Annotated in this window: 11 protein-coding genes and 1 pseudogene; 6 read left to right on the plus strand and 6 right to left on the minus strand. The window is 71.1% G+C overall.

From position 1 onward, the window contains the following. The first annotated feature begins 128 nt into the window (after positions 1–128). Positions 129–1,763 carry a ribosomal protection-like ABC-F family protein gene (gene abc-f / locus OG609_RS31195; protein ID WP_327278246.1) on the plus strand — a complete coding sequence of 545 codons (1,635 nt, stop codon included), beginning with the start codon at positions 129–131 and terminating at the stop codon, positions 1,761–1,763. Between the two features lie 79 nt (positions 1,764–1,842). Next, positions 1,843–3,516 (plus strand): ABC-F family ATP-binding cassette domain-containing protein, encoded by a 1,674-nt coding sequence (locus tag OG609_RS31200; protein WP_327275885.1) that lies wholly within the window; start codon positions 1,843–1,845, stop codon positions 3,514–3,516. 183 nt (positions 3,517–3,699) lie between these two features. Here OG609_RS31200 and OG609_RS46335 read toward each other — a convergent pair. Beyond that, positions 3,700–4,040, minus strand: a pseudogene (locus OG609_RS46335) (DUF4158 domain-containing protein); the annotation flags it as partial. 47 nt (positions 4,041–4,087) lie between these two features. Beyond that, positions 4,088–4,897, minus strand: coding sequence for an NAD-dependent epimerase/dehydratase family protein (locus OG609_RS31210; RefSeq protein ID WP_327275887.1), 810 nt, complete (start codon positions 4,895–4,897; stop codon positions 4,088–4,090). Between the two features lie 327 nt (positions 4,898–5,224). Between OG609_RS31210 and OG609_RS31215 the strand changes: the two genes are divergently transcribed. Both OG609_RS31215 and OG609_RS31220 read left to right on the plus strand, forming a co-directional pair. Continuing rightward, the gene (locus tag OG609_RS31215; protein WP_327275888.1) at positions 5,225–6,184 is read left to right on the plus strand and encodes a 5-dehydro-4-deoxyglucarate dehydratase; all 960 of its coding nucleotides are present in this window, start codon (positions 5,225–5,227) and stop codon (positions 6,182–6,184) included. After that, a complete protein-coding gene (locus OG609_RS31220) occupies positions 6,181–7,359 on the plus strand; it encodes a hypothetical protein (protein ID WP_327275889.1) in 1,179 nt (392 codons plus the stop codon). The genes OG609_RS31215 and OG609_RS31220 overlap by 4 nt, the downstream gene beginning before the upstream one ends. On the opposite strand, the gene OG609_RS31225 is transcribed toward OG609_RS31220, so the two are convergent. The 4 genes from OG609_RS31225 to OG609_RS31240 form a co-directional block, all read right to left on the minus strand. After that, positions 7,342–8,607 (minus strand): MFS transporter, encoded by a 1,266-nt coding sequence (locus OG609_RS31225; protein WP_327275890.1) that lies wholly within the window; start codon positions 8,605–8,607, stop codon positions 7,342–7,344. The two genes, OG609_RS31220 and OG609_RS31225, sit on opposite strands and share 18 nt — an antisense overlap. A 363-nt stretch (positions 8,608–8,970) precedes the next feature. Continuing rightward, positions 8,971–10,422 (minus strand): peptidoglycan D,D-transpeptidase FtsI family protein, encoded by a 1,452-nt coding sequence (locus OG609_RS31230; RefSeq protein WP_327275891.1) that lies wholly within the window; start codon positions 10,420–10,422, stop codon positions 8,971–8,973. Between the two features lie 102 nt (positions 10,423–10,524). Further along, complete coding sequence (locus tag OG609_RS31235; RefSeq protein ID WP_327275892.1) at positions 10,525–10,998, minus strand: GNAT family N-acetyltransferase; 474 nt, start codon at positions 10,996–10,998, stop codon at positions 10,525–10,527. 2 nt (positions 10,999–11,000) lie between these two features. Next, the gene (locus OG609_RS31240; protein ID WP_327275893.1) at positions 11,001–11,771 is read right to left on the minus strand and encodes an IclR family transcriptional regulator; all 771 of its coding nucleotides are present in this window, start codon (positions 11,769–11,771) and stop codon (positions 11,001–11,003) included. 154 nt (positions 11,772–11,925) lie between these two features. On the opposite strand from OG609_RS31240, the gene OG609_RS31245 reads away from it, so the two are divergent. After that, complete coding sequence (locus tag OG609_RS31245; RefSeq protein WP_327275894.1) at positions 11,926–13,446, plus strand: aldehyde dehydrogenase (NADP(+)); 1,521 nt, start codon at positions 11,926–11,928, stop codon at positions 13,444–13,446. Beyond that, positions 13,443–14,054: a DUF1349 domain-containing protein gene (locus tag OG609_RS31250; protein ID WP_327275895.1), complete on the plus strand. Its 612-nt coding sequence runs from the start codon at positions 13,443–13,445 to the stop codon at positions 14,052–14,054. Before OG609_RS31245 ends, OG609_RS31250 begins: the two co-directional genes overlap by 4 nt. Positions 14,055–14,146: the final 92 nt, after the last annotated feature.

Below are 14,146 nucleotides of genomic sequence, written 5' to 3' on the forward strand. Positions count from 1 at the left end.
GGACCCGACAGGCCACCGGCCGGTGCGTGGAAGCGCCGCAGGATGGCCTCTCTGTCGTCCCCTCTTTCCCCCTGTCTGCCACCGGGGCAGAAGTGTCTTCCATGCCCCATTCCCACAAGGTCACCTCCATGTCCAACGCCTCCATCGTCTGCTCGGACCTGTCCTTCACCTGGCCCGACGACACTCCCGTCTTCCGGGACCTGTCCTTCACCGTCGGCTCCGGCCGCACCGGCCTCGTCGCGCCCAATGGCACCGGCAAGAGCACGCTGCTCAAGCTCATCGCCGGTGAACTGCGGCCCGGCAACGGGTCGGTCTCCGTGGCCGGCGCCCCCGGCTACCTCCCTCAGAGCCTCCCCCTGACCGGCGACCTCACGGTCGCCGAGGTGCTGGGCATCGCCGCGATCATCCAGGCCATCGACGCCGTGGAGTCCGCGGACGTCGACGAGAAGCACTTCACCACCATCGGCGATGACTGGGACATCGAGGAACGCACCCGCGCCCAGCTCGACCGCCTCGGCCTGGCCGACCTCACCCTGGACCGCAGCCTGAGCACCCTCAGCGGCGGCCAGGTCATCTCCCTCGGTCTCGCCGCCCAGTTGCTGAAGCGGCCCGACGTGCTGCTGCTCGACGAGCCCACCAACAACCTCGACCTCGACGCCCGGCACAAGCTCTACGACGTGCTGGAGGACTTCAACGGCTGCCTGCTCCTGGTCAGCCACGACCGCGCCCTGCTCGACCGCATGGAACGCATCGCCGAACTCGACCGCGGCGAACTGCGCTTCTACGGCGGCAACTTCACCGAGTACGAGGAGGCCGTGCGGGCCGAGCAGGAAGTCGCCGAGAAGAACGTCCGCAACGCCGAACAGGAGCTGAAGCGGGAGAAGCGGGAGATGCAGCAGGCTCGCGAGCGCGCCGACCGCCGGCAGAGTAATGCCGCTCGCAACCTGAAGAGCGCCGGTCTGCCCCGTATCTTCGCCGGCAACATGAAGCGGGGCGCCCAGGAGTCCGCAGGCCGGGCGGGCCAGATGCACGCCAACCGGATCGGCGAGGCGAAGGCCCGGCTGGACGAGGCCGGGCGTGCGCTGCGCGAGGAGCAGCGCATCACGCTGGACCTGCCGGACACCGATGTGCCCGCCGGACGCAACCTGTTCCTCGGCGAGCAGCTCCGGGTCCGTCTCGGCGACAAGGACGTGTTCGGCGACCAGGGCGTCGACCTGACCGTCCGGGGCCCGGAGCGCATCGCGCTGACCGGTCCCAACGGTGTCGGCAAGAGCACTCTGCTGCGTCTGCTCAACGGTGACCTGACACCACGGAGCGGCGAGATCAAGCGGGCCGACGGCCGCATCGCCTACCTCTCGCAGCGCCTCGACCTGCTGGACCTGGACCGTACGGTCGCCGAGAACTTCGCCGACTACGCCCCGGAGCGGCCGGAGGCCGAGCGGATGAACCTGCTCGCCCGCTTCCTCTTCCGTGGGCCTCGCGCCCATCTGCCCGTCGGGGTGCTCTCCGGAGGCGAGCGGCTGCGCGCCACCCTGGCCTGTGTGCTGTGCGCGGAGCCGGCTCCGCACCTGTTGCTACTGGACGAGCCGACGAACAACCTCGACCTGGTCAGCGCGGGCCAGTTGGAGAGCGCCCTGAACTCCTACCAGGGGGCCTTCGTAGTGGTCAGCCACGACGAGCGGTTCCTGCGCGCGATCGGCGTGAACCGGTGGCTGCGGCTGGCCGACGGTGAGCTGAAGGAGACGGCGGCCCCCGAGGTGTGAGCCGCCGGCGTGTCGACCTGGCCCGTGTCCGAGGCATGCCGCCCCGCGGGCCGAGCACCGATCACGTTGGACGGATCCCATGCTTGAGCCCGCTCTGCTCGCCCACGGCCTCGTCCGCACACTCGGCGACCGACGGGTGCTCGACGGTGTCTCCCTGACAGCCTCGCCCGGGCACCGCATCGGGCTGATCGGGGAGAACGGCGTCGGCAAGTCGACCCTGCTGCGCCTGCTGGCCGGGACGGACGAGCCTGACGCCGGCAGCGTCTCGATACCGCCCGATCTGGGCTTTCTTCAGCAGGAAATGCCATACGACGCCGCCGTGACGATCGCCGACGTACTCGACGACGCCCTGCGCGAGGCCAGGGAGGACCTCGCCGAGCTGGAACGTCTCACCGAGCAGCTCGCGCGGACCGCGCAGGACGCGCCTGAGTACACCGGCCTGCTCGACGCGTACGGTGTCCGGCTCGAACAGGCCCAGGAACGGGAGGTCTGGGACGCCGACCGGCGTGCCGCGCTCGTGCTCGATGGCCTCGGCCTCGGCGCCTTCGGACACGATCGGACGCTCGGGTCGCTGTCCGGCGGGCAGCGCGGCCGGCTCGCGCTGGCCGCGCTGCTGGTCCGGCGGCCTTCCGCGCTGCTGCTGGACGAACCGACCAACCATCTCGACGACGGTGCCGCCGCCTTCGTCGAGGAGCAGCTGCGCACCCTGCCCGGGGTCGTCGTGCTGGCCAGCCACGACCGGGCCTTTTTGGACGCCACGTGCACGGACCTGATCGACCTCGACCCCGCGATGGACGGCCCGGTCCGCTATGGCGGCAACTACAGCGGCTACCTGGCCGAGAAGCGTGCTGAGCGGGAACGCTGGGAACGGCGCTGGGCCGAGGAACTGAAGGAACGGGCGGCGCTACGGGTGTGCGCCGGGGTCACCGCGCACCGCGTCGCACAGGACCGGGGGCCGAGTGACAACGAGAAGATGGGCTACGGCCACCGCGCCGGCCGGGTCCAGAGCCAGATTTCCCGGCGGGTGCGCAACGCCACCCGCCGCCTGGAGGAGCTGGAGCGCTCCCAGGTCGGCGAGCCGCCGAAGCCGCTGCGGTTCGGGAGCACGGCGCTCGCCGCACCGGCGGCGGAGGGCGACGGTCCGCTGGTGTCCCTGGATGACGTACGGGTGCCGGGCCGGCTCGCAGTGGTGAGTGCGGAGGTGTCGGCGACGGACCGTCTGCTGGTCACCGGTGGGAACGGGACCGGGAAGTCGACTCTGCTGGCTGTACTCGCCGGTCGGCTCACACCCGAGGGCCAGGTGCGGCGGCAGCGCGGACTGACCGTGGGACTGCTCGCCCAGGACACCGTTTTCCACGTCCCGGACCGGTCCGTCCGGGACACCTATGAGCTGGCGCTGGGTGCCGAGCGGGCCGAGGCGGTGCCGCTGGGCTCGCTGGGTCTGATGCACGAGGCGGACCTGGACAAGCCGGTCGGCCGACTCTCGGTCGGACAGCGCCGACGGCTCGCGCTTGCGCTGCTGGTGGCGCGGCCGCCGCAGTTGCTGCTGCTCGACGAACCTACCAACCACCTGTCGCCGCGCCTGTGCGACGAGCTGGAGGCGGCGCTGGGCACCGGCCCCGGCGCGATCGTGCTGGCCAGCCACGACCGCTGGCTTCGGGAGCGCTGGCAGGGACGGGAGATCCAGCTCGGCTCCGACCGTGAGCGCTCGGCAAGGACCCGGAGTCCTGGCTCGGACACCAGCCGCAGGTAGTGGTCAGGACCTCGTGACTGCGGTCTTCTTGGGCCGGCGCGGGACGGTCTTGGTCTTGTCGAGGTGCCCGTACACCGTCGACCGGTCCACGCCGAACAGGTCGGCGACCTGCTGGACGGTCTCTCGCGGGCGTCGTAGAGCTGCTGAGCGAGCGCGGCCCGGTCCTCGGTGAGCCGGGGTCGGCGCCCGCCGACCCCGGCCGCGAGCCTGCGCGGCGGCGAGCCGGCGGCGTACCGCCGCTTCTCCCGCCACCCTGCGCACCGCGCCGACCTGCTTGGCCGGCACCGAGACACCCGGCAGCAGCACCCGGTTGCGGCGCAGCCACCCGACTGCCTGGTTGAACAGCGCCACCGGCCCCTCAGCCCCCGTCCACGCCCGCCGAAGCAGGAACGTCCGGAACTTCCGGAACTTCCGGCCCACTCCAGATCCTCGAACGGGTGGTAGCCGTAGGCGTCCCGGATCTGCCACGCGTGCTCGTACGCCGTCTTCGGCCGCTCAGAACCGGCGCTGCGCTGAACGACCGAGATCAATCTCAGCGCCGACCACGGTTCCATTGATCCCCGGGGCCGGGCTAGTGCGGCCAGATCGGCGCGTTGGTGCAGAAGTGGCCGCCGAGGTGGGCGTGGTCGGGGTTGTCCGGGTCCAGCTCACCCTGTTCGGCGATGAGCTTGGCCGCGTACGGCTCCGAGTCGTCCCTCGGCTCGTATCCGAGCGAGCGGGCCGTCGTCAGGTCCCACCACAGCCGGGTGTTGCCGGACGAGCCGTGGACGACGGTGTGCCGCACGTCCTCGGCGGTGAGTGCGGCGTGGAAGAGCCGGGCGCCGTCCTCGGGGCTCATCCAGACCGCGAGCATCCGTACGGATGTCGGTTCCGGGAAGCAGGAGCCGATGCGTACGGAGACGGTTTCCATGCCGTGCCGGTCCCAGTACAGCTGGGCGAGGTCCTCGCCGAAGGACTTGGACAGGCCGTAGAAGGTGTCGGGGCGGCGCGGGGCGTCGATGGGGATCAGCGGGTCGCCGGGGAGCGGGCGGGGGGTGTAGCCGACGACATGGTTGGAGGAGGCGAACACGATGCGTCCGACGCCCTCTTCGCGCGCGGCCTCGTAGAGGTTGTACGTCCCCTCGATGTTCGCCTTCAGAATCTTGTCGAACGAGGCTTCCAGGGAGATGCCCGCGAGGTGAATGATCGCGTCGACCCCCCGCACGGCCTCGCGCAGCGCCCCCTTGTCACCGAGGTCGGCCGTGATCGCGTCCGGCTCGCCCTCGATCGGGGCGACGTCGAAGAGGCGGAGCTCGTAGCCGTAAGCGGGCAGAAGTCCGCGCATCAGGGTGCCGAGACCGCCGGCGGCGCCGGTGAGCAGGACGGTGCGGGGAGCGGGCATACGCGGATCTCCTCGATAGGTGCACGCGCGCGGCCTGCGCGCGTGTGCACGGCCCCTGCGGTACCTGCGACATGTACCCGTGGGACGTCAAATCCATGGACGACATTCATATGCATGGACAAGCTAAGAAGTCATGACGCACTGCGTCAAGTGCCGGGCGCCTCTCTCGCGGACTCTCTCGCGGAGTCCGTAACTCCGTCTTCGTGAACGGACGGGTTGCGCGTTCCCGCCTTGACCTGCGCCGGGCTGCTGCCTTAGCGTGAAGGCGTTCATGAATATGGACACCGATCAGAATTGTGCACGCCTGAACCTGCTCAGGGAGCGCCCGTGACCTCAGCCCCTCTTGCCGCCCGACTCAGCCGTGTCGCCGGGCCGCTCTTCTTCCCCGTCACCGCGTACGGACCGGACGGCGCGATCGACATCGACGCTTTCCGCACGCATGTGCGGACCGGCGTCGACGCCGGTGCGGCGGCCGTCTTCGCCTGCTGCGGCACCGGCGAGTTCCATGCCCTGACGCCGGAGGAATTCCGCCTCGTCGTCGCCGCGGCCGTCGAGGAGACCGCCGGAGAGGTGCCCGTCGTCGCGGGAGCCGGATACGGCACGGCGCTCGCGATCCAGTACGCGAAGCTCGCCGAGGACGCGGGCGCGGACGGGCTCCTCGCCATGCCCCCGTATCTCGTCCTCGCCGACCAGGCGGGGCTGCTGAGCCACTACACGGCGCTCGCCGCGGCCACCGGTCTGGAGACGATCGTCTACCAGCGGGACAACGCCGTCTTCACCCCGGAGACCGTCGTCGCACTGGCCGGGGCGCCCGGCATCATCGGCCTCAAGGACGGCTACGGCGACCTCGACCTGATGCAGCGGATCGTCAGCGCCGTCCGCACCGAACTGCCCGGCCAGGACTTCCTCTACTTCAACGGGCTGCCCACCGCCGAACTCACCGGCCTCGCCTACCGGGGCATCGGCGTCACCCTCTATTCCTCCGCCGTCTTCGCCTTCGCACCCGACATCGCGCTCGCCTTCTACCGGGCGCTGGACTCCGGCGACGACGACCTGGCGGGTGCGCTCCTCGACCACTTCTACCGGCCACTCGTCGAACTGCGCGCCAAGGGCCGCGGCTATGCCGTCTCGCTCGTCAAGGCGGCGGTCCGGCTCGGCGGCCTGGATGTGGGCGAGGTCCGCACCCCGCTCACCGAGCCGCCCACCGCTCACATCGAGGAGCTCGCCGAGATCATCGCGCGCGGCCGAGCCCTGCTGGAGAAGTACGGGCAGGAGCAGCGCGGGTGAAGACCTCCGCCTTCCTCTACCCGTGGGACGTCGTCGGCGACCCGGACGCGGCCGCCCGCTTCGCCGACCTGGGAGTCCAGCAGGTGACGCTCGCCGCCGCCTATCACTCCACCCGGGCGTTGACCCCGCGTCACCCCGGCCGCCGCATCGTCACAGCCGAGCATGGAGCGGTGCTCTACCCGCCGGACGCCACCCGGTGGGCGGGGCGCGAGCTGCGTCCGTACGAGCAGTCCTGGGTGGCCTCGGACGATCCGTACGCCGAGGCCGCACAGGCCCTCACCGACGCCGGTCTCGAGGTGCACACCTGGGTGGTCCTGGCGCACAACTCCCGGCTGGGCGCCGAGCACCCGGACACCTCCGTGGTCAACGCGTACGGCGACCGTTACCCCTGGGCGCCGTGCATCGCACGGCCCGCGGTGGGCGAGTATCTGGTCGCTCTGGCGGCGGAGGCGGCGGTACGAGGCGGTGCGCGCGGTACCGAGCTGGAGTCCTGCGGCTGGTACGGCTTCGCGCATCTGCACGCCCACGACAAGATCGCGGGCGTCGGCCTCGGGGACGCGGCACAGTATCTGATGTCGCTCTGCTTCTGCCCCGACTGCCGGACCGGATACGCTGAACACGACCTGGACGCCGATGAGTTGGCCGCTGCCGTACGCCGCGCGCTGAAACCGGCCTGGTCCGGTTCCGGCTCCCCGGAGGCCGGGTGGGCGGGCATCGAGAAGCTCCTCGGCGCCGACCTCGCCGCCGCCACCCTCCAGTGGCGCGGCCAGGTCGCCCGTACGCTCCAGGAGTCCGCGGTCGCCGCCGTACGGGAGGCGGCGAAGCCGGGCTTCCAGGTGCTGCTGCACGCCGACCCCGCGCCGTACCGCTGTGGTGCCAACGTCGGTGTCGACCCGGAGCACATCCTGTCCGTGGCGGACGGTGTGGTGCTGCCCTGCACCGGCGGCGACGCGGCGCGCGAGGCCGCACTCGGCCCATTCGCCGGGCGCGAGGGCGTGCTCGCGGCCAACTTCACCGTGGTCACGGGAATGGGCGGCAGCCCCACCACGCTGGAGCGCGACGCCGCGCATGCGGCATCGTGCGGCGCGAACCAACTGCGCCTGTACCACGCCGGGTTGGCCTCCGACCCGGACCTCAGGACCGTCGCCCGAGCACTGTCACGCCTCGGTCGATGAAGGAAACGGGCCGGTGGGGGCGTCAGCGGTCCCCAAGCTCTCAACTTCGTTCGAGCAGGGAGACCCCATCCGCCGGCCCGTGACCAGCAGGGCCGCCGTCAGCAGTGCGGCGGCAGCGACCACCGGCAGCAGCACCCGGATGTCCACCAGCGCGACCAGCCCCGCACCGAGCGCCAGCGCCACCGCGTTCGGCACCATCATCAGCGTATTGGCGGTCGCGGCGGTACGGCCCAGCACGGCGTCCGGAGTCTCCCGCTGCACCGCCGTCATCGCGGCGATCAGTACACACGGCAGCCCCATACCGATGGCCGCGCTCGCCACCAGCGCCGCCGTGTCGTACGGCAGTGCCCGTACCCCCACCGCCACCGCGAACAGAGCGATCCCGGCCGCCGTGAACACCCGCTCCGGCAGCCGCCGAAGCAACGGCCCGGCCAGCAGCCCGACAGTGACGGACCCGGCGCCCTGCACCGCGTACAGCACACCCGCGTACGTGGGGGAGTGCCCGAGACCGTCATCGACGACGGCATAGATCGCTGCCCCGTTGAGCCCCGCGCACAGCATCGTCACCGAGCCCGCCAGCACGAGCGGCCGCAGCACCGGTGACTTCCACACCTGCCGCATGCCCGCGGCGAGTTCGCCCCGTCGGCCGGCCGGAGGGGCCGTGGCCGGCTCCCGTACCGGCAGCAGCGCGTAGACGCCGGCCGCCAGCGCGAACGACACCGCGTCCAGCAGTGCCACCGCACCGCCCCCGAAGCCGGCGTACAGTCCGGCGCCGGTCAGCGGCGCCAGCAGCTTCATGCCCTCGCCGGCCATCGTCCGCAGCCCGTTGAAATCACCCAGCAGCCGGGCGTCGACGGCGCCGGCGACCAGCGCCGACTCGGCCGCGTCCATCAGTACGGAACTCGTTCCGTACAGGACGAGCACGGTGAAGAGGATCCAGATCCGCCCCGCCGAATCGACCACGATCAGCGAGGCCAGCAGCCCCGCCATGACGAGATTCGACCAGACGAGGAGCGGCTTTCTGGGGAGCCGGTCGGCGATCGTCCCGAGGGCGGGCCCGACCAGCACCGGCAGCCACATGGCGAAAACGGCGAGCGCCGCCAGACTGTCCGACCCGGTGAGCGATTTGACCCAGACCCCGGCCGCGAGCCACATCGCGGACGTCCCGAAACCGGAGACGACGACCGCCGTGAGAAACAGCCCCGCCGTACGGTCCCGCAGCACCCGTACCGTCGCCGACCTTGCCATCGCACCCACCGCAGCCCTCCTGATCCGCACGCTCGTCACGTGGTCAGGCTGGTGAGTAAGGACGTCCGACGGCATCGGGCGGATGCCCTACTCCTGCTCGGCCGCACCCGTTGCCACTGCACCAGGTGTACGGCGCATGCCGGATGTCCGTGAAGTTCTTCTCTCGGAAGCGTTGGACAGTACGTGCTGGAGGCGATCAAGCACGCGATCCTCACCGCCGCAGTTGCTCGGCGTGAAGCAGCTGCGGCGGCAGGCCGGTCCCGGCGAGTCCGTCGGGCGTGCAGGGGTCGGGCGGCGGAGGTCATCGGCCGGATTCCGACAGCCGGAGCCCGGCCTCCGCGCCTGCCCCTCTCACCCCTTTTCTCACCCCTTGAGCGCTGCCTTCATCATCTTCTGAGCGATCGGCGCCGCCAGGCCGTTGCCGCTGACCTCCGAGCGGGCCGCGCCCGAGTCCTCGACGAGCACCGCCACCGCGACCTCCTTGCCGCTGGAGTTGTCCTTCGCGTACGAGGTGAACCAGGCGTACGGGGTCTTGCTGTTGCCCACGCCGTTCTGCGCGGTACCCGTCTTGCCGCCCACTTCGGCTCCGGCGATCCGGGCGTTGGTGCCGGTGCCCTCTTCGACGACGGTCACCATCGCGCTGCGCAGCTGCTCGGCGGTGGACTGCGAGACGACCCGCTTCGTGTCCCCGTCCGCGAAGTCCTCAAGCGTGTTGCCCTTGGAGTCGGTCACCGCGGACACCATGTGCGGTGCTGCCAGTTCGCCACCGTTGGCGAGGGTGGCCGAGACCATGGCGATCTGCAGCGGCGTCGCGGTGACCTCGAACTGGCCGATGCCCGTCAGCGCCGTCTGCGGCTTGTCCATGCCGGACGGGTAGACGCTCTTGGAGGCCCGTACCGGCACGTCGAGCTTCTCGGTGTTGAAGCCGAACTTCTCCGCCATCGCCCTGACCTTGTCCTGGCCGAGGTCGGCGGCGACCTTCGCGAAGACGTTGTTGCAGGAGTACTGGAGCGCGGTGCGCAGCGTGGCGTTCTCGCAGGGGGCCGAGGCGCTCTCGTTCTTCAGGACCGTGCTGGTGCCCGGCAGGGTGTACGGATTGGGGCTGTCCGTGCGCTCGTCGACGGAGCCGTACAGCCCGTTCTCCAGCGCCGCGGCCGCCACCACCAGCTTGAACGTCGAACCGGGTGCCAGCGGCTGCCGCAGCGCACGGTTGACCAGCGGCTTGCTCTCGTCGTCGAGCAGCTTCTTCCAGGCGTCGCCGTCCGCCGTCCCGCTGATCGTCGACGGGTCGTACGAAGGGGTGGAGACCATGCCCAGGATCTGCCCGGTCTTCGGGTCGATCGCGACCGCCGCACCCTTGTCGTTGCCGAGCGCCTCGTACGCCGCCTTCTGCACATCGGGGTCGATCGTCGTCAGGACGTTGCCGGGGGAGGCCTGCTTGCCCGTCACCACGTCCATCGGGTTCTTCAGCCGGTCGTCGGTGCCATCCAGCACATGGCTGTAGATCCCTTCGAGCTGCGTGGCACCGTACGCCTGCGAGCTGTAGCCGGTGACGGCCGAGTAGAGCTCGCCCTGCGTATAGGTGCGCTTGTACGCGAGGTCGCTGCCCACCGTCCTCTTCGATCCGGTGACCGGGTTCCCGGGCACGATGATGTCACCGAGCGGCTGCGCGTACTGCGCGATGGTGTTCCGCCGGTTGTGGTCGTCGTCTGCGAGCGCCTGTGCCTGGTACGCCTGCACCCAGGTCGCCCGCAGCAGCAGGGCGAGCACCAGCAGCAGGCAGAAGACCGAGGTGTGCCTGATCGTTTTGTTCATCCCACGGGAGGGACGAGCGGGGCGCCGCGCGGCGTTCCCGGTTGTGCCGCTTCTCACCGATTCCTCATGATCGGCCGGGGCGGCCGGGGGCGATGCCCCGGGTCACCCCGCCAGGGCGAACAGCAGCTCGTCGGTGTCCTCACCGCGGGCGTGCGAGAACCCGTGGTCCTTGCCGGTGACGGTGAACCCGCACTTCTCCAGCACCCGGCGCGAACCGGTGTTGTCGGCCGCGGCCCGTGCGTGCAGCGGGCGTTCCGGTACGACGTCGAGCAACGCGCGCAGCGCGGCCGTCGCGAGCCCGCGGCCCCAGTGCGCCCTGTCGATCCAGTAGGTGACCTGACGGTCGTCCGGCGGCCCGTACGCCCCGGCGTTGCCGACCACCGCGCCGTCCACGACCACCGTCCGCATGACGATGGAGCCGTCGGCCAGGATCCGTCGCCAGTGGGCGTCGAACGCATCCCGGTCGGTGGGGTCCTCGCTGGTGAAGGCGGCCGTCCTGACCGACTCCGGGTCGGACATGAACGCGAAGAACAATGACAGATCGCTGTCGCGCACCTCGCGCAGGGCAACCCGCATGATCAGAGCCTCCGGGTGGCCAGCGTCAGCCGGTCCCGCGCGTCGAACAGCGCGTCCTTCACCATCTGCTCGTGCGCGGGCGTGAGCCGGGCGACCGGCACCGAGCAGCTGATGGCGTCGCGGGCGGGGGTGCGGTACGGGATGGCGACTCCGAAGCAGCGCAGCCCGAGGGTGTTCTCCTCGCGGTCCACCGCGTACCCCTGCTCGCGGATGAGGTGCAGATCCTCGATGAGCTTCTCGCGGTCGGTGATGGTGTGCTCGGTCAGCGCGGGCAACGTCTCGGGGAGCATCTTGCGGACCTGCTCGTCGCTGTGGGTGGCGAGCAGCGCCTTGCCGAGCGAGGTGGAGTGCGCGGGCAGCCGGCGGCCGACGCGGGTGAAGGGGCGCAGATAGTGCTGGGACTGCCGGGTGGCGAGGTACACCACGTTCGTCCCGTCGAGGCGGGCCAGGTGGATGGTCTCCGTCGTGTCGTCGGAGAGCCGGTCCAGGGTCGGGCGGGCAGCCGCGACCACCTCGTCACCGTCGATGTACGAGGTGCCGACCAGCAGGGCCCGTACGCCGATCCCGTACCGCGTGCCCGTCGCGTCGGTCTCCACCCAGCCCAGCTCCACCAGGGTGCGCAGCAGCATGTAGAGGCTGGACTTGGGATAGCCGACGGCCTCCTGCACCGCGGCGAGCGAGTGCATGCCGGGCCGCCCGGCGAAGTATTCGAGGAGTTCAACGGTCCGCACCGCGGACTTGACCTGTGCCCCACCAGACTCGGCAACCGACATCGCCCTACGCCCCTTCCAGCCCACTTACGAAACCCTGCGACTCCTTGCCACACTGAACGCCCGGAAATAGAGTCGCTTCATATTCACGATCGGGAACTCTGTTCAGAATACCGAACAACTTCTGATGTGTGGCAGTGGAGCGGAAGGAATCACGGTGGCAGCAGCACCAGTCTGGAGCGTCGACCCCCGCACCGGGAACCCGCGTGAGCAGGTTGCGGTGGAGGCTACAGCGGAGGAGGTCGACCGCGCGGTCCGGGCCGCTCATGCGGTACGCGACTCGCTCGCCGACCGCACCGTGCGCGCCGCGTTCCTGCGTACCGCGGCCGATCTGCTCACCGAGGCCGGGGAACACGTCATCGAGGCCGCCGACGCGGAGACCGCACTCGGCCCGGCCCGGCTCACCGGCGAACTCGCCCGCACCGCGGCCCAGCTGCGGGCCTTCGCGGAGGTCGTCGACGAGGGTGCCTTCCTCGACATCCACATCGACCACGAGGACGCCACCAGGACCCCGCCCTGGCCCGACCTGCGACGCTACAAGATCCCGCTCGGGGTCGTCGCCGTGTACGCGGCCAGCAACTTCCCGCTCGCCTTCTCCGTCCCCGGGGGCGACACCGCGAGCGCACTGGCGGCCGGCTGCCCGGTCGTCGTCAAGGCGCACCCCGACCACCCCGCCACCTCCGAGCTGTGCGCCTCCGTACTGCGCCGGGCCGCGGCGCAGGTCGGACTGCCCGAGGACGTACTGATCCTGGTCCACGGCTTCGAGGCGGGCATCGAGCTGATCAAGCACCCGCTCGTCGCCGCCGCCGGCTTCACCGGCTCGGTACGCGGCGGTCGCGCCCTGTTCGACGCGGCGGCGGCGCGCCCCGCCCCCATCCCCTTCCACGGCGAGCTGGGCTCCCTCAACCCCGTCGTCGTCACCGAGGCGGCCGCCGCCGAGCGCGGCGAGCAGATCGGCGCCGGGCTCGGGGGCTCGATGACCATGGGCGCGGGCCAGTTCTGCACCAAGCCCGGTTTCGTCCTGGCCCCGGCCGGCGAGACCGGCGACCGGCTGCTGAAGTCCCTGACCGACACGGTCAGCGACACCGAGGCCGGGGTCCTGCTCGACCACCGGATGCGCGACGCCTTCCTCGCAGGCGTACGCGAACGGGCCGAACTCCCCGACGTGGAGGCCCCGGTCACCCCCGGCGCGGGCGGCGACCACACCGTCGCGGCCGGCTTCCTGACCGTACCGGCACACCTCCTCACCACCGAGGGCCCGCACGACGCGCTCCTGGAGGAGTGCTTCGGCCCCGTCACCGTCGTCGCCCGGTACGCCTCCGAGGACGAGATCACCGCTGTCCTCTCCCGGCTCCCCGGCAACCTCACCGCCACCCTCCAGACGGCCACGGACGGAGCCGACGCCGACGCCCCCGGACTCCTCGCGGCCCTCACTCCGCTGGCCGGCCGGGTCCTCGTCAACGGCTGGCCGACCGGGGTAGCCGTCGCCCCCGCCCAGCACCACGGCGGCCCCTACCCGGCCACCACCTCCACCTCCACCTCGGTCGGCGCCACCGCGATCGAACGCTGGCTGCGCCCCCTCACCTACCAGACGACCCCCGAGGCCCTGCTCCCGCCGGAGCTCCGCGACGACAACCCCCTGAACCTGCCCCGCCGAGTGAACGGCCGCCGCGCATGACCCCGCAACTCCCCGAACTCCCCTTCGACCTGAGCCCGTTCGGCCCCGAGGCCGACTGGACGTACGAGAACGGCGTACTGACCGGCCGGGCAGGCGCCCGCCAGGACCGCTTCGTACCGCCGGGCGGCGCCGCCCTCGACACCGTGAGCGACGCACCGCGCCTCCTCGGCCCCGCGCCCCGGGGCGACTTCCAGCTGATCGCCCGGGTGAGGGTCGGCTTCGCCGCGGCCTTCGACGCCGGAGTGCTCTACCTCCACGTCGGGGAACGGGAGTGGGCCAAGATCTGTCTGGAACTCTCCCCGGACCGCCCCACCGTCTGCACGGTCGTCACCCGCGGTCACTCCGACGACGTCAACTCCTTCGTCGTGGACGGCGACAGCTGCTGGCTGCGCCTAAGCCGCACGGGCAGCGCGTTCGCCTTCCACGCCTCGCCCGACGGCGAGAAGTGGACCTTCGTCCGCGTCTTCGCCCTCGGCGAGCCCGAGCAGGCAGCCGAGGCGTCGGTCGGCTTCCTCGTCCAGTCCCCGACGGGCGAGGGCTGCGAGGCGACGTTCGACCGGATCGCGTTCCGTGCGACGGGACTTGACGACCTGCGCGACGGCAGCTGAACCGCCGCACACACCCGTCCCGCACATCCGTCGCGCCATTGAACGAATGGGCGCGCATACTCAGCGGAACCGAGTACCGGCCCCCAACCCTC

The sequence above is a fragment of the Streptomyces sp. NBC_01224 genome (genome assembly GCF_036002945.1).
In the GTDB taxonomy this organism is placed as follows: Bacteria; Actinomycetota; Actinomycetes; order Streptomycetales; family Streptomycetaceae; genus Streptomyces.